The 20274-nt window shown below is 65.8% G+C and carries 15 protein-coding genes, 3 tRNA genes and 1 pseudogene; 10 read left to right on the top strand and 9 right to left on the bottom strand.

Features of this window, described 5'->3' with window-relative positions; translation table 11 throughout:
- Positions 1–71: 71 nt before the first annotated feature.
- Positions 72–743: a DNA-3-methyladenine glycosylase I gene (locus N7333_RS01175; protein ID WP_273263307.1), complete on the top strand. Its 672-nt coding sequence runs from the start codon at positions 72–74 to the stop codon at positions 741–743.
- On the opposite strand, the gene N7333_RS01170 is transcribed toward N7333_RS01175, so the two are convergent.
- The 5 genes from N7333_RS01170 to N7333_RS01150 all read right to left on the bottom strand — a co-directional run bounded on the left by N7333_RS01170 (position 733) and on the right by N7333_RS01150 (position 8918).
- A complete protein-coding gene (locus N7333_RS01170; RefSeq protein WP_003244369.1) occupies positions 733–972 on the bottom strand; it encodes a YheU family protein in 240 nt (79 codons plus the stop codon). The two genes, N7333_RS01175 and N7333_RS01170, sit on opposite strands and share 11 nt — an antisense overlap.
- Positions 973–1043: 71 nt before the next feature.
- On the bottom strand, positions 1044–3788 hold the full coding sequence (locus N7333_RS01165; RefSeq protein ID WP_273263304.1) for a hybrid sensor histidine kinase/response regulator: 2745 nt from the start codon (positions 3786–3788) through the stop codon (positions 1044–1046).
- 184 nt (positions 3789–3972) lie between these two features.
- Positions 3973–5172, bottom strand: a complete 1200-nt coding sequence (locus tag N7333_RS01160) for an osmoprotectant NAGGN system M42 family peptidase (protein WP_012019120.1) — start codon at positions 5170–5172, stop codon at positions 3973–3975.
- A gap of 111 nt (positions 5173–5283) precedes the next feature.
- A complete protein-coding gene (ngg, locus tag N7333_RS01155; RefSeq protein ID WP_148117759.1) occupies positions 5284–7023 on the bottom strand; it encodes an N-acetylglutaminylglutamine synthetase in 1740 nt (579 codons plus the stop codon).
- A 125-nt stretch (positions 7024–7148) separates the two neighbouring features.
- Entirely contained in the window at positions 7149–8918 is a 1770-nt protein-coding gene (locus N7333_RS01150) for an N-acetylglutaminylglutamine amidotransferase (RefSeq protein ID WP_279858150.1), read from the bottom strand.
- A gap of 117 nt (positions 8919–9035) precedes the next feature.
- On the opposite strand from N7333_RS01150, the gene N7333_RS01145 reads away from it, so the two are divergent.
- The 4 genes from N7333_RS01145 to N7333_RS01130 all read left to right on the top strand — a co-directional run bounded on the left by N7333_RS01145 (position 9036) and on the right by N7333_RS01130 (position 9967).
- A complete protein-coding gene (locus tag N7333_RS01145; RefSeq protein WP_036987154.1) occupies positions 9036–9509 on the top strand; it encodes a MarR family transcriptional regulator in 474 nt (157 codons plus the stop codon).
- A 96-nt stretch (positions 9510–9605) separates the two neighbouring features.
- A tRNA-Val gene (locus N7333_RS01140) sits at positions 9606–9681 on the top strand.
- 32 nt (positions 9682–9713) lie between these two features.
- Positions 9714–9790, top strand: a tRNA-Asp gene (locus N7333_RS01135).
- A 100-nt stretch (positions 9791–9890) separates the two neighbouring features.
- Positions 9891–9967: transfer RNA gene (locus N7333_RS01130), tRNA-Asp, on the top strand.
- A 168-nt stretch (positions 9968–10135) separates the two neighbouring features.
- On the opposite strand, the gene N7333_RS01125 is transcribed toward N7333_RS01130, so the two are convergent.
- Together N7333_RS01125 and N7333_RS01120 are read right to left on the bottom strand one after the other, a co-directional pair.
- Positions 10136–11209, bottom strand: coding sequence for an AraC family transcriptional regulator (locus tag N7333_RS01125; protein ID WP_273263299.1), 1074 nt, complete (start codon positions 11207–11209; stop codon positions 10136–10138).
- Positions 11206–12231, bottom strand: a complete 1026-nt coding sequence (locus N7333_RS01120; RefSeq protein ID WP_279858146.1) for a carbon-nitrogen hydrolase family protein — start codon at positions 12229–12231, stop codon at positions 11206–11208. Before N7333_RS01120 ends, N7333_RS01125 begins: the two co-directional genes overlap by 4 nt.
- 202 nt (positions 12232–12433) lie before the next feature.
- Between N7333_RS01120 and N7333_RS01115 the strand changes: the two genes are divergently transcribed.
- On the top strand, positions 12434–14467 hold the full coding sequence (locus N7333_RS01115) for an NADPH-dependent 2,4-dienoyl-CoA reductase (RefSeq protein WP_279858144.1): 2034 nt from the start codon (positions 12434–12436) through the stop codon (positions 14465–14467).
- Between the two features lie 206 nt (positions 14468–14673).
- A complete protein-coding gene (locus N7333_RS01110; protein ID WP_279858142.1) occupies positions 14674–15105 on the top strand; it encodes a nuclear transport factor 2 family protein in 432 nt (143 codons plus the stop codon).
- A 34-nt stretch (positions 15106–15139) separates the two neighbouring features.
- On the opposite strand, the gene N7333_RS01105 is transcribed toward N7333_RS01110, so the two are convergent.
- Positions 15140–16096 carry a TAXI family TRAP transporter solute-binding subunit gene (locus N7333_RS01105; protein ID WP_279858141.1) on the bottom strand — a complete coding sequence of 319 codons (957 nt, stop codon included), beginning with the start codon at positions 16094–16096 and terminating at the stop codon, positions 15140–15142.
- Between the two features lie 563 nt (positions 16097–16659).
- On the opposite strand from N7333_RS01105, the gene N7333_RS01100 reads away from it, so the two are divergent.
- Genes N7333_RS01100 through N7333_RS01090 form a run of 3 tightly spaced genes read left to right on the top strand, consistent with a single transcriptional unit; the run spans position 16660 to position 20106 of the window.
- The gene (locus tag N7333_RS01100; RefSeq protein WP_279858140.1) at positions 16660–18027 is read left to right on the top strand and encodes a chromosome partitioning protein ParA; all 1368 of its coding nucleotides are present in this window, start codon (positions 16660–16662) and stop codon (positions 18025–18027) included.
- A 2-nt stretch (positions 18028–18029) separates the two neighbouring features.
- On the top strand, positions 18030–18974 hold the full coding sequence (locus tag N7333_RS01095) for a pyridoxal-phosphate dependent enzyme (protein WP_279858139.1): 945 nt from the start codon (positions 18030–18032) through the stop codon (positions 18972–18974).
- A 22-nt stretch (positions 18975–18996) separates the two neighbouring features.
- Positions 18997–20106: a cyclic nucleotide-binding domain-containing protein gene (locus N7333_RS01090; protein ID WP_279858138.1), complete on the top strand. Its 1110-nt coding sequence runs from the start codon at positions 18997–18999 to the stop codon at positions 20104–20106.
- Here N7333_RS01090 and N7333_RS01085 read toward each other — a convergent pair.
- Positions 20107–20274, bottom strand: a pseudogene (locus N7333_RS01085) (DUF1853 domain-containing protein); the annotation flags it as partial. It lies immediately after the preceding gene.

Below are 20274 nucleotides of genomic sequence, written 5' to 3'. Positions count from 1 at the left end.
TTTTACAAGACTTGCGGCGTTCGGCGTTCTGCATGCAGGCTTCGTCATCCGATTCATGAAGGATTCGATTCATGCGTGATTACAAGTGGCTGCACGAGTTCTGCCTCAACCGCTTCGGCTCGGCCAAGGCTCTGGAGGCCATGCTGCCGCAGCCGCGCAGCGATGCCGAACTGCGTGCGCTCTCCGATGACCGCTACCTGTCGCTGATGAGCCTGCGCATCTTTCGCGCCGGCCTCAAGCACAGCCTGGTGGACGCCAAGTGGCCGGCGTTCGAGGAAGTGTTCTTCGGCTTTGACCCGGAGAAGGTGGTGCTGATGGGCGCCGAGCGCCTGGAGAACCTGATGCAGGATGCGCGGCTGATCCGCCACCTGGGCAAGCTCAAGAGCGTGCCGCGCAATGCCCAGTTCATCCTCGACGTGCGCCGCGAGAGGGGCAGCTTTGGCGCGCTGATCGCCGACTGGCCGGCCGGCGACATCGTCGGTCTGTGGAAGTACCTGGCCAAGCACGGCAACCAGCTGGGCGGGCTGTCGGCGCCGCGTTTTCTGCGCATGGTGGGCAAGGATACCTTCGTTCCCACCGACGACATGGTCGCCGCGCTCAAGGCGCAGGACGTCATCGACAAGGCGCCCACCAGTCAGAAGGACCTGGCCGCGGTGCAGGCGGCTTTCAATCAGTGGCAGGCCGAGAGCGGCCGGCCGCTGTGCCAGTTATCGGTGATGCTGGCGCACACGGTCAATCATTGAGCGCTTCCAGCCATTCCCTGGGCACGTCACGCTTCATCGCCAGCTGGCACTGCTGGCTGTCCGGATCGAAGACGATCACCGCCTCGCCCTTGTCCAGGGCGCGGCGCACGCGTTGTACGCGGGTTTCCAGCGGGGTCTCGTCGCCGTTGTCGGTGCCGTCGCGGGTGACGAAGTCTTCGATCAGGGCGGTGAGGGTGTCGGCTTGCAGCAGGTGGGCGGGAATCAGCACGGCAACGGGGCTCCAGTAAACGGCGCCTATGATAGAGCCAGTCGCGGGCATGCCGCGACAGCTCGTCGTCCTCAGGCGCTGTGCAGCTTGAGAAAGCGCTCCAGGGTGCTGTAGAGCAGCTTGCTGTCCAGCGGCTTGCCAAGGAAGTCGTCCATGCCGGCGTCCATGCCGTGCTGGCGGTGCTCGTCGAGGATATGCGCGGTCAGGGCGATGATGGGCACGGCACCGAGTTGCTGGCTGTGTTCCAGGCGACGGATCTGCCGGGTAGCTTCGAAACCGTCCATCACCGGCATTTCGCAATCCATCAGGATCAGCTGAACGGCGGCGGGGTCGCGACTGTATTCGTCCACCGCGGCCTGTCCGTCGGTCACCAGGCGCACGCTGTAGCCGCGTTTCTTCAGGAAGCCCTGCACCACCAGCTGATTAACCGGGTTGTCTTCGGCGACGAGGATGCAGGGGGCGTCGCCCTTGTCGCTGCGTACTTCTCTTACCAAGTGATGTACCTGTGCTCTGGGTTCTTCGTACAGCCCGGTCAGGGCCTGGCGCAGGGCGTTGATCGCCAGCGGCTGGGCCAGGTGCTGCAGGCGCAGGCCCTTGCTCTCGGGCAGTTGCTGACAGGCCTCGGGCGGGCACACCAGCAGCACGCGCTGCTGCAGTTGCAGCATGGGGCGCAGCGACTCGAGCCAGTGATTGACGCTGCCGGGCCAGGGCGCCATCAGTACCAGCAATGGCGGCGCGGTGAAATCCTCCAGGTAGTCCTGCAGACGTTCGGGCGTCTGGCAGCGTTCGGTGCGCATGCCCCAGCGGCCCAGCAGGCGACTCAGGGCGTCCAGGCCCAGGCCGTCGAGCGAGGCGAGCAGGGCCGTGCGTCCGGCGAGCAGGCGGGCAAGGTCGTCGGGCGCTTCCGGCGCTTCGAGCAGGGGGATGTCGAAGGCGAAGCGGGTGCCCTGGCCCGGGGTGCTCTGCACCTCGATACGGCCGCCCATCATCTCCACCAGCTCCTTGCTGATGGCCAGGCCCAGACCGCTGCCGCCGTAGCGCCGGGTGGTGCTGGAGTCGCCCTGGGCGAAGGATTCGAACAGCTTGGCCAGGGCCTGCTCGCTGATGCCGATGCCGCTGTCGCTGACGGCGAACACCAGGTGCGGCTGGCCATGGCTGTCGCTGCGGCGGCTGACGCTGACCGCCACATGGCCCTCGGCGGTGAACTTCAAGGCATTGCTGAGCAGGTTCATCAGCACCTGCTTGAGCCGCGTCGGGTCACCCTGGATGCGCCGCGGCACACCGCCCTCGAGGCTGACGTAGAGGCGCAGGCGCTTGTCCAGCGCCTGGCCGGTGAACAGGCTGAGGGTCTCGGAGATCATGTCCTCGAGATCGAACTCGATCTGTTCCAGGCTGAGCTTGCCGGACTCGATGCGGGCGTAGTCGAGGATGTCGTTGATCACCGCCATCAGCGAGCTGCCGGAGCTGGAGATGGTGTCGACGTAGAAGCGCTGGCTGCGGTCCAGCGGCGTTTCGCGCAGCAGCTGCAGCATGCCCAGCACGCCATTGAGCGGGGTGCGGATCTCGTGGCTCATCTTGGCCAGGAAGCGGCTCTTGGCCTGGCTTTCGAACGCCGCCTGTTCGGCCGCGCGGCGCGACTGGAAACCCTCTTCCTTGAGAAGGTTGATGCGGTCGGCCAGACCGATGGACAGGGTGATCAGCTCGATGGTCACGCCGATCTTCACCGCCGTGGCGCCGAACACGCCGAAGACCTCCAGGCCCAGCGAGCCGGTGGTGGCCTGGATGAAGGCGAACAGCATGATCGCCCAGGCCAGGGTGTAGTAGGAGCCGTAGCGCACGCCACGGCGCCAGACGTAGAGGCCGGTGAGCAGCAGGGCCAGGGAAACCAGGGAGACGGTGACGCTGGCCAGGATGTTCCAGGCGGTCAGGCCGATCAGCGGTACCGAAACGAGAATGCCGGCGCAGGCCAGCATCAGCAGGCGCAGGCCGGTGTCCAGGCGCGGAAAGTACTGGCGCGCGTGCAGGAAGTGGCGGCTGAACTGGATGGCGGTGAGGCAGTGCAGGTACATCAGGATGTAGATGCTCACCGACTGGAAGGCCACATGCTCGGGCAGCAGCTTGAACAGCATGCCGTCGAAGCAGGCGGCCAGCAGTCCGACGTTGAGGTTGTAGGTCAGGTACCAGAAATAGGCGGCTTCGCGCAGCGACAGGTAGAGGAACAGGTTGTAGCAGAACATGGCGAACAGCACGCCATAGAACGCGCCGTTGAAGCCCATGAGGTTTTCCTGGGCGGCGGCACTGGCGCCGTAGGTACTGAAGAACAGCGGCACGAATACCGTGCTGGTGGTCTCCACCCGTACCAGCAGGGTGCTGACGCCCGGCTGCAGTTGCAGCGGGAACCAGAAATTGCGCACCTGCACCGGGCGCTGGGAGAAGGCATAGCGGTCGCCGCTTTCCTGCTCCAGGCGTCTGCCATCGGGAGTGACGAGAAACACCTGCAGATGGTCGAGCAGCGGGTAGTTGATTTCCAGGTAGCCGCCCAGTTCGTGCTGCAGGCCGTTGACCATGCGTACCTTGAACCACCAGACCGAGGCGTTCTTGCCCAGGTTGGCGTGTTCGCCCTCCAGGCGCACGAAGGCTTCGTCGTCCAGCGCCTGTACCTGCTCGACGCTCAGGCTGCCGTCGCGGTCTTCGTAATAGCCGGTATAGGGGCCCAGCGCGAGGCGCAGATCGTCGCTATCGAGCGGCGCAGGCATCAGCGCCCAGCTTGGCGAGGCAAGCCAGAACAGCAGCAAAGCCAGACATAGACGAGGCATCCGTGAACCTCAATGAGTCACAAAAAATGGCCCGCTGGGCTGCCCCAGGTAGCGCAGGCCATACCAGCGCAGATGGCGTTCTGGCGCGCAAGCCCCCGCAGGGATGAAGCGGCGGAACATTAAAAAGGGGAGCTGGCGCTCCCCCTGGCATCTTTTCTCACTTTGCCCTTATGCGCGCGGCCCTTCAAGCGTCCCGATCGTGCTGGCCGAGCAGACTGTCCACAGGTGGAACGCGTGTCTCGCTTTCCATCTGCGCATCGTGCTCCAGCTGATGGCTGAAGCGCTCCAGCGAACCTTGCGCCGGCTGGGCATCGCTGGCGAATACCGGCGGGCTCATCATGTAGGCGGTGAGCAGGCGGCTGAGGGCCTTGAGGCTGTCGATATGGGTGCGCTCGTAGCCATGGGTGGCGTCGCAGCCGAAGGCCAGCAGCGCGGTACGGATATCGTGGCCGGCGGCCACCGCCGACTGCGCGTCGCTGTGGTAGTAGCGGAACAGGTCGCGCCGCACCGGCACTTCCTGCTCGGCGGCCAGGCGCAGCAACTGGCGCGACAGATGATAGTCATAGGGCCCGCCCGAATCCTGCATGGCCACGCTGACGGCATGTTCGTTCGATTGCTGGCCGGGGGCGACCGGGGCGATGTCGATGCCGACGAACTCGCTGACGTCCCAGGGCAGGGCGGCGGCGGCGCCGGAGCCGACTTCCTCGGTGATGGTGAACAGCGGGTGGCAATCGATCAGCGGTTGCAGGCCGTGATCGTGAATCGCCTTGAGCGAGGCCAGCAGGGCGGCGACGCCAGCCTTGTCGTCGAGGTGGCGGGCGCTGATGTGGCCGCTTTCGGAAAACTCCGGCAGCGGGTCGAAGGCGACGAAATCGCCCACCGATATGCCCAGGGCGTCGCAGTCGGCGCGGGTGGCGCAGTAGGCATCCAGGCGCAGTTCGACGTGATCCCAGCTCACCGGCAGGGTGTCGACCGCAGTGTTGAAGGCGTGCCCGGAGGCCATCAGCGGCAGCACGCTGCCGCGGATCACACCGTGGTCGGTGAACAGGCTGACCCGGCTGCCCTCGGCGAAACGGCTCGACCAGCAGCCCACGGGGGCCAGGCCGAGGCGGCCGTTGTCCTTGATCTCGCGGACGATGGCGCCGATGGTGTCCAGGTGCGCGGAAACCGCGCGATCGAAGCGTTCGTACTCGCTCTGACGACCGCGCAGAGTGGCGCGGATGGTGCCGCGGCGGGTCAGCTCGAAGGGAATTTCCAGCTCTTCGAGGCGCTCGGCGACGTAGCGCACGATGGTGTCGGTGAAACCGGTGGGGCTGGGGATGGCGAGCATCTCCAGCAGTACCTTCTGCATATAGTCGAGGTCGGGTTCGGGTATCTGTTGCATGGAGTCCCCTCGCATATCTGGCAGGTTGCGTGCGGGAGCGAATTCACGGGCGACCGATGCAAGGTCGCTGCGCGAGTGGATTCACTCCGGCGTTGATTGGCCTCCCCCTGGTCAGCCAGTCACCTGGCTCAGCGGGAACAGCAGGTCGACGAAACGCTCGGCTGTCGGCTGCGGTTCGTGGTTGGCCAGGCCGGCGCGTTCGTTGGCCTCGATGAACACGTAATCGGGCTGATCGGCGGCGGGCACCAGCAGGTCGAGGCCGACCACCGGGATTTCCAGGGTGCGCGCCGCCTTGATGGCGGCGTCGCGCAGCGCCGGGTGGAGGGTCGCGGTAACGTCCTCCAGAGTGCCGCCGGTATGCAGGTTGGCGGTCTTGCGCACTGCCAGGCGCTGGCCGGCCGGCAGTACGCTGTCGTAGTCGAGACCGGCGCCGTGTAGCGTGCGCAGGGTCTCGGCGTCCTTGGGAATGCGGCTTTCGCCGCCGGTGGCGGCCTGGCGGCGTCGGCTCTGCGCGTCGATCAGCTCGCCGATGCTGTGTCGGCCATCGCCGATTATCTCGGCCGGACGGCGGATCGCGGCGGCCACCACTTCGTAGCCGATCACCAGCACGCGCAGGTCGTGGCCGGCGTGGTAGCTCTCCAGCAGCACGCGCTGGTCGAACACGCGGGCGCGTTCGATGGCTTCCTGCACCTCGCCCGGGGTGCGCAGATCGACCGCCACACCCTGGCCCTGTTCGCCGTCCACCGGCTTGACCACCACCGAGCCGTGTTCGGCGAGGAAGGCGGCGTTATCCTCGGCATTGCCCGCCAGACGTTGCGCCGGCACGCTGAGCCCGGCGCGCGACAGGGCGCGGTGGGTCAGGCGCTTGTCCTGGCACAGGGTCATGCTCACCGCGCTGGTCAGGTCGCACAACGACTCGCGGCAACGAATGCGTCGTCCCCCATGGCTGAGGGTGAACAGCCCGGCTTCGGCGTCGTCCACCTGCACCTCGATGCCACGGCGCAGCGCCTCGTCGACGATGATGCGGGCATAGGGGTTGAGTTCGGCCTGCGGGCCGGGGCCGAGGAATAGGGTCTGGTTGATGCCGTTCTTGCGCTTGAGGCTGAAGGTCTGCAGCTCGCGAAAGCCCAGCTTGGCGTAGAGCTTCTTGGCCTGGCGGTTGTCGTGCAATACCGACAGGTCGAGGTAGCTCAGGCCGCGGCTCATGCAGTGCTCGATCAGGTGGCGCACCAGCGCCTCGCCGACACCGGGGCGGCTGCACTGTGGCGCTACCGCCAGGCACCACAGGCTGCTGCCATTCTCCGGGTCGCGGAAGGCGCGCTGATGGTTCAGGCCCATGACGCTGCCGACCACCGCGCCGCTGTTCTCGTCCTCGGCCAGCCAGTAGGTGGGGCCGCCTTCGTTGTAGGGGGTCAGCTTGGCCGGATCGATCGGCAGCATGTTGCGGGTCTGGTACAGGCAGTTGATCGCCTGCCAGTCCGCGTCGTTCTGCGCGCGGCGAATGCGAAAGCCGCGGAAGATGCGGCGTGCCGGACGGTAGTCGCTGAACCACAGGCGCAGGGTGTCGGAGGGGTCGAGGAACAGCTGCTGGGGGGCATGCGCCAGCACCTGATGCGGGGCCGCGACGTAGAGCGCGATATCGCGCTCGCCGGGTTGCTCGGCCAGCAGGGCTTCGGCCAGGGTCGTGGCGTCGGGGTAGGTGTGGCCGATCAGCAGGCGGCCCCAGCCGCAATGAATGGCCTGCGGCTGGCTCGGCTGGCTGGCGTGATCCTCGGCCAGGCGCGCCTGCAGGCGTTCGTAGGAGGGCGTCTGGCCGCGCAGGAGGCGTTGGTTGTAGGCAGTGGAGCGCATGAGTTGTCCTTGATCTCTACCTCCGGTCTGGGCCGGATCGAGTGTGGTGTCGTGACAACCCCGGATTCATCCGGGCTACGACCATTGATCCTGTAGGGGCGGCGCTAGTCCGCCCCTGTTTGGTTTTACAGACCCTGTTCGCTCAGCCACAGGTTGAGCGCCGCCAGCTGCCACAGCTTGGAACCGCGCAGCGGCGTCAGCTGGTTTTGCGGGTTGGTCAGCAGCTGGTCGAGCATGGTCGGGTTGAACAGGCCGCGATCCTGGCTGGGATCGAGCAGCAGATCGCGCACCCAGCCGAGGGTGGCACCTTCCAGATGCTTGAGACCCGGTACCGGGAAGTAGCCTTTGGGGCGGTCGATCACCTCGCCGGGGATCACCTGGCGCGCCGCCTCCTTGAGCACGTACTTGCCTCCCTCGGGCAGCTTGAAGCGCGCCGGAATGCGCGCCGACAGCTCGGCCACGCGGTAGTCGAGGAACGGCGTGCGCGCTTCCAGGCCCCAGGCCATGGTCATGTTGTCCACGCGCTTGACCGGGTCGTCCACCAGCATCACCGTGCTGTCCAGGCGCAGCGCCTTGTCCACCGCCGCATCGGCGCCGGGTTGGGCGAAATGCTCGCGGACGAACTCGCCGGCCATGTCGCCGGTGAGCCAGGCCGGGCGCACGCAGGCGGCATACTCGTCATGCTCGCGGTCGAAGAAGGCGGCGCGGTAGGCGGCGAAGGCGTCATCGGCGCCGTCGACCAGCGGGTACCAGTGGTAACCGGCGAACAGCTCGTCGGCGCCCTGGCCGCTCTGCACCACCTTGCAGTGCTTGGCCACTTCACGCGAGAGCAGGTAGAAGGCGATGCAGTCGTGGCTGACCATCGGCTCGCTCATGGCGCGGAAGGCCTGCGGCAACTGCTCGATAATCTCGTGCTCGCCGATGCGCAGCTGGTGATGACGGGTGGCGAAGTGACGGGCGATCAGATCCGAATACTGGAATTCGTCGCCACGCTCGCCGCCGGCATCCTGAAAGCCTATGGAGAAGGTCAGCAGGTTCTCCACGCCGGCTTCGCGCAGCAGGCCGACCAGCATGCTCGAATCGACGCCGCCGGAGAGCAGCACGCCGACGTCCACCGCAGCGCGCTGGCGGATGGCGACCGCTTCGCGCATGGTGCCCAGCACCTGTTCGCGCCAGTCCTCGAAGCTGTAGCCGGCTTCCTCGCCTCGCGGGCCGAACTCGAGCGACCACCAGCGCTGCTGCTCGGTCCTGCCCTCGGCGTCGATGCGCATCCAGGTGGCGGGTGGCAGTTTCTCCACGCCGGCGAGGATGGTGCGCGGCGCCGGCACCACGGCATGGAAATTCAGGTAATGGTTCAGCGCCACGGCGTCCAGCGTCTTGGCGATGTCGCCGCCTTGCAGCAGGGCCGGCAGCGAGGAAGCGAAGCGCAGGCGCTCGCCGGTGCGCGACAGGTACAGCGGCTTGACGCCGAGGCGGTCGCGGGCGATGAACAGGCTCTGCTTGTCGCGCTCCCACACGGCGAAGGCGAACATGCCGTTGAGCTTGGGCAGCAGCTTTTCGCCCCAGGCGTGATAGCCCTTGAGCAGCACTTCGGTGTCGCCACCGGAGAAGAAGCGATAGCCCAGCGTCTCCAGTTCGGTACGCAGCTCGGGGTAGTTGTAGATGGCGCCGTTGAACACCATGGACAGGCCGAGATCGCTGTCGATCATCGGCTGGCCCGAGGCTTCCGCTAGGTCCATGATCTTCAGGCGGCGGTGGCCGAGGGCGATGGGGCCCTGGCTGTGAAAGCCATGGGCGTCTGGGCCGCGCGGGGCCAGGTGGTGGGTGATGCGTTCGACAGCCGCCAGATCCGCGGGGCGTCGATCAAAACGTAGTTCTCCTGCTATTCCGCACATAATTCCTTACCGGTGTGGCCGTTGGGGATTCGGGTGGGTTCGATGTGAGCGAACCTTTTACACCCAAACAAAATAATGCTTTTATGTCAAAGCTTATATGGCAATAATTTGGTGCCTATGACAGATAAAAAAGTTCCTACTGAAATTGATTTGTCATCTGTGCTGGCGTTCGAGATGCCGCTTTTTCAGGCATTGCGGCGGCTGCAGCAGGCAGGTGAGGTGCACGCCAAGCGCCTGGCCCGTTTTGGTGGGCTGACCCCCATGCAGCTGATGGTGCTGCAGGTGCTGGCCAGCGAGGCGCGCCTGACCGCAAGCGTGCTGAGCAACCGGGTCAGCCTGACCGCGGCGACGCTGTCCGGGCTGCTCGACCGCCTCGAGGAGCGCGGCCTGCTGCAGCGTCAGCGCGATGACGAGGACCGCCGGCGCCAATGGCTGCTGATCAGCGATGCCGGGCGAGAATTGATCCAGCAGGCGCCGTCGCTGATGCCGCCGGAATTCAACCGTGGTTTCGCCGCATTGGCCGACTGGGAGCGCCACAGCCTGACGGCGGCCTTATTGAGAGCGGCCGAGTTGTGTGGCGAGATGGATTGAGCTGCCTGCCCGGCGCGCTTTTTTCAGAAAAAGTTCAAGCAGGGTGTTGACTTAGCATCGCCGCATGCATAAAGTGCGCGCCTCGCTAAGGCACATGGGTGGTTAGCTCAGCCGGGAGAGCATCTGCCTTACAAGCAGAGGGTCGGCGGTTCGATCCCGTCACCACCCACCATTAGCGAATTCGGACGCAAGTCCGGCCGACGCGCAGCGGTAGTTCAGTCGGTTAGAATACCGGCCTGTCACGCCGGGGGTCGCGGGTTCGAGTCCCGTCCGCTGCGCCATTCTTTCCCAGCCCGATGTTTCGTCGGTCTGAGATGGCAAACCCGCCAGGGTGCCATCCGACGTTTGCAAGAGTTCTCTGGACGCAAGTCCAACCGACACGCAGCGGTAGTTCAGTCGGTTAGAATACCGGCCTGTCACGCCGGGGGTCGCGGGTTCGAGTCCCGTCCGCTGCGCCATATGGAAACCCGCTGATCGCAAGATCAGCGGGTTTTTCTTTGCCTGCGACTTTTCGTCATCTTGCCTTCATGCGGGCAAAGTAGCTTGCTAACGAACAAGTGAAATGACTCGGGAGGCCGCCAGATGGACGATTACCAGGAAGAACTGCTCGAGCGCGACGCTTCCGATCAGGACGTGGATGACGCCACCGAGCTCTGAGCTTCACCGCTGGCCCTGCGCTGCGCGCGGCGATAGTCGCCGGGCGTCTGTCCGAGCCAGCGCTTGAACGCGCGCTGGAAGGCCTCGGCCGAGGCGAAGCCGAGCAGGTAGGCGATCTCGCCGAACGCCAGTTCGGTGTCGCGGATATAGGCCGTGGCCAGATCGCGGCGGGTATCGTTGAGGATGGCGCGAAACTGCGTGCCTTCCTCGGCCAGCTTGCGCCGTAGCGTCCAGGCCGGTAATTGCAGCTGACCGGCCACTTCCTGCAGATCCGGCTCGCGACCGTGCAGCAGCGGGCCGAGCAGCTGGATCACCCGTTCGCGCAGGCTGCGCGTGCGGGTCAGCTGATCCAGCTCGCGTTCGCATAACTCCAGCAGGTGGTGCCAGGTGCCCGGGCAATGGTCCGGATTGCGCAGCGCCAGGCTTTCAGCGCTGAGGCGCAGGCGGTTGGCGCCGGCCTCGAATTCCACCGCACAGCCGAACAGGGCCTCGTAGCGTTCGGCGTAGGCAGGCGCGGGAAATTCGATTTCCACTTTTTCCACGGTAACCGGGCGGCCGGCCACCTGGCCGAGATTGACCTGCCAGCCGGCCAGCACCGAGTCGACGACGAAGTGGTTGTAGGCGTTGTACGGGCTGATGGAATAGAAGTGCAGCCAGGCGCCACGGGCATCCTCGACCAGGCCCGAGCTGCCGCGGTAGTTGGCTGCGTACAGCGCTTCGAAACGGGTCAGGGCGCGCGCCGCTTCGCGCAGCGTCGGCGCCTGGGCGGCGCACACGCCGGCCAGACCGATCTGGCTCAGGCGGCTGTGGCGGCCCATGTCCAGGCCCAGCGCCGGGTCCTTGCACAGGGCGATGGCGCTGTGGCCAAGACGCATGAAGCGCGGAATCGACAGGCGTGCCCGCGGCTCGCTCAGGCGTGCGGCATCCAGGCCGAACTGTTCCAGCAGCGGTTGCGGGTCATGGCCGTGCTCGCGCAGGGCTGCCGCCAATGCCTGCGTGAAGCCGACGGAAAGGTCGCCGAGGCGAACGCGTGGGGCTTTCATAACCACAGGTTGATCAGCTGAGCGCCGCTGTCGCTGGCGCCATGAGCCTGCCGGCCTGCATCGAATGCCAGGGCCTGGGCCTGGCCGCGGCGTTCCCACAGGCGGCCGCGCAGGTGAACCTTCAGCCCGGCGCGGATGCCGTTGGCCTGGAGCTGTTCACCCAGCTGCGCATCGTTTGCCACGGCATCCAGGTCGCCGGGCATGGCCAGCAGTTCGACCTGCTGGCTGACCAGGGCGCTGTGGCTGGCGCTGTGCAGCGCGTCGCTGCCGAGCAGAACGCCAAGCCGTCCGGCCGGGGTGTCGAGTACCTGCAGGCTGTTCGGGGCGGCGGCCGTGATCGGGCCGCTGGGAAAGATCTGGCGTTGCGGCTGGCCCAGCGGATGACCGGCCTGATCGAACACCAGGCTGACGTTGTACAGCGGCCCGCGGCCGACTTCGAGGCGGCCCAGCTCCACCCGCGGTTCGGGCAGCACGATGGAGCCTGCCACCAGGGTGACGCCGTACTCCCTGGCCAGTTCGCCGAACAGCTGCTGGTAGTCGCGCGCCATCCTCTGCGCCTTGGTCCGCAGCAGGGCGTCGTCCAGGCGCGAGCCGCCCTGGGCGGCGAAGAAGGCGCGCAGGAAATCCAGCGGATTGCTGGCGGCCAGCCAGTGCAGCGCCTGGCGTTGCTGCGCGGCGCGGTAGAACTCTTCCTTTTCCCCCACGGCCAGCAACCAGGTGCCGATATGTTCCGGCAGCACGACGACAGTGCGTTCGCTGAGCATGCCCTGGTCGCGGGCATGGTCCAGATAGGCGGCGAGTTTCAGGCGCAGGCGGCCGAGGCTCTGGTAGTCGCCGGCGAACAGCTCCGGCTGGATGCCCAGCAGGTTGCCGCGCGCACTGGGCTGGCCGAGCTCGAGCGCCACCTGGCTGCGCAGGTCGGATAGATAGTGGCCGCTGCTGCGCTGCTCGCTCCAGTAGACATAGCCGCCGATACCGGCGAGCAGGACGAGTGACAGAGCGATGCTGATCAGTAATCGCATGACGGGATTTTTGGCTGAGTTGGGGTGCAGGTTAGGTCGGTTGGCTGGCGATGCCAAGGTGTATTGCTTGTTTCGATCATTATCTTGTCAGTTTTGATCATTGAGCATGCCTGGCGGCATCATTATCGTCTGGCTGCATAACCGACCGCGTGACCATGAGACCGCGGCAATCCGTGAACTGCACCGCGATGTGGAGAATTCCATGACTGCTCGTTACCCGCACCTGCTGGCCCCGCTCGATCTCGGCTTCACCACGTTGAAGAACCGCACCCTGATGGGCTCCATGCACACTGGCCTGGAAGAGAAGCCGGGCGGCTTCGAGCGCATGGCGGCCTACTTCGCCGAGCGTGCCCGTGGCGGCGTCGGCCTGATGGTCACCGGTGGCATCGGCCCGAACGAGGAGGGCGGCGTGTACGCCGGCGCGGCCAAGCTGAGCACGGTCGAGGAGGCGGAGAAGCACAAGGTCGTCACCCAGGCCGTGCACGAGGCCGGCGGCAAGATCTGCATGCAGATCCTGCATGCCGGGCGCTATGCCTACAGCCCGAAGTCGGTGGCACCGAGCGCCATTCAGGCGCCGATCAACCCGTTCAAGCCGCGTGAGCTGGACGAGGAGGGCATCGAGAAGCAGATCGCCGATTTCGTCAATTGCGCCGCGCTGGCCCAGCAGGCCGGTTACGACGGCGTCGAGGTGATGGGCTCGGAAGGCTACTTCATCAACCAGTTCCTGGTAGCCCACACCAACCACCGTACCGACCGCTGGGGCGGCAGCTACGAGAACCGCATGCGCCTGCCGGTGGAGATCGTGCGCCGCGTGCGCGAGGCGGTCGGCCCGAACTTCATCATCATCTATCGCCTGTCGATGCTCGATCTGGTCGAAGGCGGCAGCACCTGGGACGAGATCGTCCTGCTGGCCAAGGCCATCGAGCAGGCCGGCGCCACCCTGATCAACACTGGTATCGGCTGGCACGAGGCGCGTATCCCGACCATCGCCACCAAGGTGCCGCGTGCGGCCTTCACCAAGGTCACCGCCAAGCTCAAGGGCGAGGTGAAGATCCCGCTGATCACCACCAACCGCATCAACACCCCGGAAGTGGCCGAGCAGGTGCTGGCCGAGGGCGATGCCGACATGGTGTCCATGGCTCGTCCGTTCCTCGCCGACCCGGACTTCGTCAACAAGGCCGCCGAGGGCCGCGCGGACGAGATCAACACCTGCATCGGCTGCAACCAGGCCTGCCTGGATCACACCTTCGGCGGCAAGCTGACCAGTTGCCTGGTCAACCCGCGCGCCTGCCACGAGACCGAGCTGAACTACATTCCCACCCAGCAAATCAAGAAGATCGCCGTGGTCGGCGCCGGCCCGGCCGGGCTGGCCGCTTCCACCGTCGCGGCCGAACGCGGCCACAGCGTGACCCTGTTCGACGCCGCCAGCGAGATCGGCGGCCAGTTCAACGTGGCCAAACGCGTGCCGGGCAAGGAAGAGTTCTTTGAAACCCTGCGCTACTTCAAGCGCAAGCTGGAAACCACCGGTGTCGACGTGCGCCTCAATACCCGCGTGTCGGTGGATGACCTGGTGGCGGGCGGTTTCGACGAGATCATCCTGGCCACCGGTATCGCCCCGCGTACCCCGGAGATTCCGGGGATCGAGCATGCCAAGGTGATCGGCTACCTGGACGCCATTCTCGAGCGCAAGCCGGTCGGCCAGACGGTGGCGGTGATCGGTGCCGGCGGTATCGGTTTCGACGTGTCCGAGTTCATCACTCACCAGGGCAAGGCCACCAGCCTCGACCGTGAGGAGTTCTGGAAGGAGTGGGGCATCGACACGGCGCTTGAGGCCCGTGGCGGCGTGGCGGGTATCGAGGCGCAGCCGCATCCGGCGGCGCGTCAGGTGTTCCTGCTACAGCGCAAGAAGTCCAAGGTCGGCGACGGCCTGGGCAAGACCACCGGCTGGATCCATCGCACCGGTCTGAAGAACAAGAACGTGCAGATGCTCAACTCGGTCGAGTACCTCAAGGTCGACGACGCCGGCCTGCATATCCGCATCGCCGGTGGCGAGCCGCAGGTGCTGCCGGTCGACACGGTGATCGTCTGCGCCGGCCAGGATCCGCTGCGTGAGCTGCAGGAAGGGCTGGAGAACGCCGGCCAGCGCGTGCACCTGGTCGGTGGTGCGGATGTCGCCGCCGAGCTCGATGCCAAGCGCGCGATCAACCAGGGCTCGCGCCTGGCGGCCGAGCTCTGATCGACGCAACGCCCCGCTTACAGACCGTTTGAATACGTAGCGAGCGAAGGTCAGGCAAGGCAAAAACGGCGAGAAAACGCAGTTTACGAGTTGTAAATGAGCATTTTGAGCCGTTTTTTAACGCAGCATGGCCGAGCGCAGTAGTTTTCACACGGTCTGTAAGCGGGGCGTTTGTTTTCTGGCCTGACAATAACAAGGAGAAGCCGATGTCTCTCGACACTCAATTGCATCCTGCTGCCGCAGCCAGCCTTGCGCGCTGGCACCAGTTCATCGCCGCCAAGGACCTGAGCGCCTTGCCCGAATTGCTGCATCCGCAGGCGGTGTTCCGCTCGCCCATGGCGCACACCCCTTATCCGGGCGCGCAGGCGGTGAATCTGATCCTCAATACCGTGCTCAAGGTGTTCGAGGATTTCGCCTATCACCGCGAGCTGGCCACGGCCGACGGTCTCAACGTCGTGCTGGAGTTCTCGGCGCGGGTGGGCGAGCGCGAGCTCAAGGGCATCGACATGATCCGTTTCGACGAGTCGGGGCGGATCGTCGAGTTCGAGGTGATGGTGCGCCCGATGAGCGGGCTGCAGGCGCTCGGTGCGGAAATGGCGCAGCGCCTGGCGCCCTTCCTTTCCGCAGTCAAGAGCTGATTGTGCCGCCCGCCGCAAGGGCGGGCACTTTTGGCTATCTGAGCACGCCAACCTCGCGATAAAAGCGTTCGGCCCCGGAATGCAGGGGAATCGGCAGGCCATTGGTCGCCCGCTCCAGTCTGATGTCCTTGGCGGCCGGGTGCGCTTCGGCCAGACGATCGAGATTCTCGAAGAGCAACTTGGTCATCTGATAGGCCACGGCGTCGGAAACGCTGGTCTGGCTCACCAGAACGTTGGTGATGGTCGCCGTCGTCACGTCGTTGGCCTGGCCCTTGTAGGTGCCGGCGGGAATGAGGCCCGACTGATAGGCGCTGCTGCCGATACGTGCCACCACCTGCTCCGGAATGGCGACGAAGGTGATGGGCACGCGCTCGGCCAGTTCGCGAATCGCTGCCATGCCAAGGCCCGCCGACTGCAGGGTGGCGTCCAGCTGGCCCTTTTCGATCAGCTCGACCGACTCGGCGTAGGGCTTGAACTCGACCTGGCCCATGTCCTTGTAGCTCAGGCCTGCGGCCCTGAAGATGGCCCTGGCATTGAGTTCGGTGCCCGAGCGCGGCGCCCCGACGGAAATTCGCTTGCCGCGCAGGTCCTCGAGACTGTGGATGCCCGATGCCTGGCTGGCGACGATCTGGATGTAGTTCGGATAGATCCCGGCGATGGCGCGCAGGCGGTCACGCGGGGCCCGGAAGCCGGCGTCCTCGTCGCCTTTCCAGGCGTCGGCGACCGAGTCGCCCAAAGCGAAGGCCAGTTGGCCGCGGGCAATCTGCAGCAGGTTGAGGTTCTCCACCGAGGCCTTGGTGGCTCGTACGCTGGTGGTGGAGCCTTCGATGCGTTGGCTGTAAAGCTCCGACAGGCTCAGGCCCAACGGGTAATAGACGCCACTGGTGCCACCGGTGAGGATGTTGATCGTGGTGGGGGTGGCGTGAGCGTTGGGACTGTTGACCAGGATCGCGGCAGCGACGAGCAGGCCAAGACGCTTGGCTAGGCGCATGGGAGTTCTCCGTTGTTGTTATGGTTTTTATGTCGAGGAGAGGTCGGCCCTGCCTGCGCTGTGCGGGCGAATTTGCTCCACTGGCGTTGGCCAGACTGATCGAGCAGGGGAGCGGGCAGGGGGACGATGGCAGGGCATGGCTGACCTCTTGTCTTTTTTATCAGTCCAGGCCCGCGGCAAGCGCGGGTTCAGGGGCTGAGCAGATGGCGTGCCAGGTTGATGGGGTACTGGCCTAGAGCGGGTGGGCCTATTGCTCTGGGCTTCGATAGGCGGAAAGTCGCTTCTCGGGCTGTGGCGAATGGCAGGAATCCGCCGATCCATCGGCGGCTGTGCTGGGCGGGCACAGGTAGTTTGGGCACTTTGCGCCCTTGTCACATTTTCGCATGAGCGGCGCTCTTTCCGGCCTGGCTCGCAGAGTGAGTGCCAACCCAGTCACATTGCTGTGGTCCGGTTTTCCCCTAGACTTGCCTGAGCTATCAAGGACGATATCCGTGCCAGGCATCCGTCGTTCTGGCACGCGACGACGTGCGCGCATATTCCCCGGTTGGTCCAGAGGGTCCTCAATGAGCATGCAGAACAAGCCGCAGATGGTGGAAGCCGTGATGTTCTTCAGTGAACGCGGTATCTGCAAACAGATGATGTTCCCCGAGTTCGAGGCATTGCTCGACGGCGTGGTGAACATGCCGGAGTTTGCCGACGAGCAGATGCGCGCGGTGTTCGTGGTGATCAATCCGCGGCTGCTGGTCAAGGCGGCGGTGTTCTTCTATCTGGACTTCGACGAGGATGGCCGCCCGGACAAGGGCTGGAACATCCCCCTGCAGCACCTGGCCGAGCGCGCCGGGCGCGGGCCCGATCTCGGCGCCGGGCCCATCCGTCTGGCTTGCCGTAGCCAATGCCCGGTGTCCTGGCACCAGATGCACCTGTGGGACCCAAGCCTGGCGCCGGGGCAGAACGATCTGGTGATCCTGCGCGATGCGGTCAAGCGCAACCAGCTGGGGCTGCTGGTGGACGACGACAGTGCCCAGGCCGTGGTCGCCGAGCGCCTGCAGGTCGCCTCCGAGGACAAGTGGTACGCGCCCGACCCCGCCAAGGAAGTGGCCGACCAGCTGGCGCAGAAGATGGATCAGGAGCACCGCGCCAAGACTGCCCAGCTGATCCAGCAGCAGCGTCTGCGCATTACCAGCCTGACTCAGCAGCACGAAGAGGAACTGGCCAAGTTCAAGCTGGCCAGCGAAGAACAGAGCAAGAACCTGCAGGCGCAGATTCACGGCCTGCATCAGGCGCTGCGCCAGCAGGAGGAGCTCAACGCCAGCCTCAAGGCGCAGCTGGCCGCCCAGGCCGAGAGCTTCCAGAGCAGCCGCGAGGAAATGACCCAGCAGCTGCGTGCCCTGGAGCGCCACGGGCGCACCGAGGGCGATATCCTGCGCGCCCAGTTCGACAGCGAGCTGCAGGCGAAGGTCGCCGCGGCCGTGGCCGAGTACAAGGAACAGATCGCCATTCGCGACGTGGAATTGGCCTATCGCAACGAGCTGGACGCTCAGCTGCAGCAGGAGAACGAGCGCCTCAAGCGCGAGCGCGACGAGTTCGCCAGCCAGGGCGGTGATCAGGTACTGGAACGCCTGGCCAAGCTGGGCGTGGTGTTCGTGGTCTATCACCCGGGCGCCGGGCATCTGACCATTCCGTTGCAGGACGTCGCCCGTTATCAGGACAACCCCATGGCCTATGCGGCGGCCAAGTGCTTCGTATCCGAAGAGCAGTACCGGCACTGGCTGGCGCATTATCAGCAGCCCAGCTGCGAGGCCACCTTGCCCAGCGGCGAGCGTTGCGCCATTCCCATCGACCGAGTGGACACCCCCAGCCGTTTCGCAGTCGGCGACTCCAATTGCTGTGCGCGGCACAAGGCGAGCAGTCGTCTACGCACAGTCAGCTGACCTTGGTTCCGGATTTTCCCGACTGGCGCCCGCAGGCGCCGCTGCAGCCGCTGCGCTTGAACTGGCTGGACGCCGCCGGCGTCGAGCTGGCCTGTCTGCGTCTGGATCTGATCGACCCGCTGATCTGCGGCAACAAGTGGTTCAAGCTCGCTCCACATCTGCGTGAGGCCGTCGCTGCCGGCGCGCGCGGGCTGATCAGCCTGGGCGGTGCTCATTCCAACCATCTGCATGCCCTGGCCGCGGCGGGCAGGCGTTTCGGTTTTCCAACCGTCGGCCTGCTGCGCGGCGAGCCGCAGCAAACCCCGACCGTCAGTGATCTGCAGGCCATGGGCATGCACCTGCATTGGCTGGGTTATGGCGGCTACCGTGCGCGCCACCAGGCGGACTTCTGGCAAGGCTGGTTGCAGCGTTACCCCGGGTTTCATCCGGTCAACGAGGGCGGGCTGGGGCTGGTGGCTGCCCAGGGCTGCGCCGAGCTGGTGGCGATGGCTCAGGCGCAACTGGCTGCTCTCGGCTGGTCGGACTTCGATGGCTGGTGGCTGGCCGCGGGCACCGGCACCACGCTGGCCGGGCTGGTTCTCGGCGAGCAGGGGCGGCGTGCCGTTCATGGCGCCTTGGCGGTGCCTGCCGGTCACGGCGTAGCCGAACAGGTGGCGGCGCTGTTGCAGCAGGCGGGGCGTCCCGATCAGGGCTATCGGCTGATCGAGGCGGCGCGGGGCGGTTTTGCGCGCATGGATGATGAGCTGCGTGACTTCATCAATGCCAGTGAGTCGGCCAGCGGTCTGCCGCTGGAGCCTGTGTACACCGGCAAGGCCCTGATGGCATTGCGCGATTTCTGTGACAATGGCCACCTTGCGCGCGGCTGCCGACTGATCTTCGTTCATACTGGCGGTCTGCAGGGGCGTCGGGCGCTGATGGGCGCCGATGCCAACTACACTCAGGTCTGACCAGCGGAGCCTGGAAACCCTCATGAGCGAACCTCTTACTCCCGAACAGTTGCGCAGCCTGACGCCGCTCAATGCGCTGTCGGCGCAGCAGTGGCGGGAATTGCGCAGCCAGCTGGTGCCGCAGCCGTTGCTGGCCGGGCAGTTGCTGTTCCGTCGCGGGGATCAGGCGCGCCTGACCTATTACCTGCTCGCCGGCGAGCTGCAGTTGCAGGATGCCGACGGCACGGTCCAGCGCGTATCGGCCGGCAGCGAGGCCAGCTGCCATCCCCTGTCGCCCGGTCTGCCGCGCCTGCACGAGGCGCGTGCGCTGAGCGACGTCAGCATGCTGGTGATCGACAGCTCGACCCTCGATCGTCTGCTCACCTGGCGTCTGGCCCATCAGGACCTGCTCCTGGCCCTGCAGCAGGGAGGCGCCGATATCGAGTGGCTGGAGCGGTTGCTGGAAAATCCGCTGTTCGCCAAGGTGCCGCCGGCCAATGTGCAGAGCATGCTCGGGCGTCTGCAGCGCATCGAGGTCGCGGCGGGCAGTCAGGTCCTGGAGGAGGGCGCGGCGGGCGACTGCTGCTTCTTTCTCGAAAGCGGCCGTGCAGAAGTGATTCGCCGTGCCGGCAGCGACCGCCAGGTGCTGGCCGAACTGGAAGTGGGTGCCTGCTTCGGCGAGGAGGCGCTGTTGGCCGATGGGCCGCGCAACGCCACGGTGACCATGGTCGAGGCCGGCAGCGTGCTGCGCCTGGACCGCCAGGATTTCTTCGCCCTGCTCAAGGCGCCGGTGGTGGCCGAGGTGTCCCTGGGCGAGGCCGCGCGTTTGCTGGCGCACGGCGCACAGTGGCTGGATGTGCGCCTGCTCGAGGAGTACGAGCAGGCGCATGCCCCGCAGGCGCTGCACATGCCGCTGCAACTGTTGCGTCTGAAGGCGCGCCTGCTGGATCGCGCGCGCACCTACCTGTGCTATTGCGACAGTGGCAAGCGCAGCAGCAGCGCGGTCTTTCTGCTCGCGCAACTGGGTTACAGCGTTTACGCCCTGCGCGGCGGGCTGGATGCGCTGCCGGCGGTACAGCGCGATGCCCTGCTCTGCGAAAGCGGTGCCGGCTACCTGGCGCGCTCCGGTGGGCGCACCGAGCGCAGTCGCTGATCAGGCGCTTGCCATTTCTGGCGGCTGGCTCCCTTGCGCCGGCCACTGGTCGTTGACCAGGAAGATGCGTTCCGCTTCGCGCCAATCGCCTTCGGCGTCCTGTTCCAGACGTACCAGCAACTGCGCCCTGGCCTGGGGCGGCAAGGCCGTCAGCCATTGCTCGAAGGC

The sequence above is a fragment of the Pseudomonas sp. GD04158 genome (assembly GCF_029834875.1).
GTDB lineage: Bacteria > Pseudomonadota > Gammaproteobacteria > Pseudomonadales > Pseudomonadaceae > Aquipseudomonas > Aquipseudomonas hydrolytica.
Note: the sequence above shows the minus strand (reverse complement) of the source record. Positions and strands in the feature narration are given on the sequence as shown.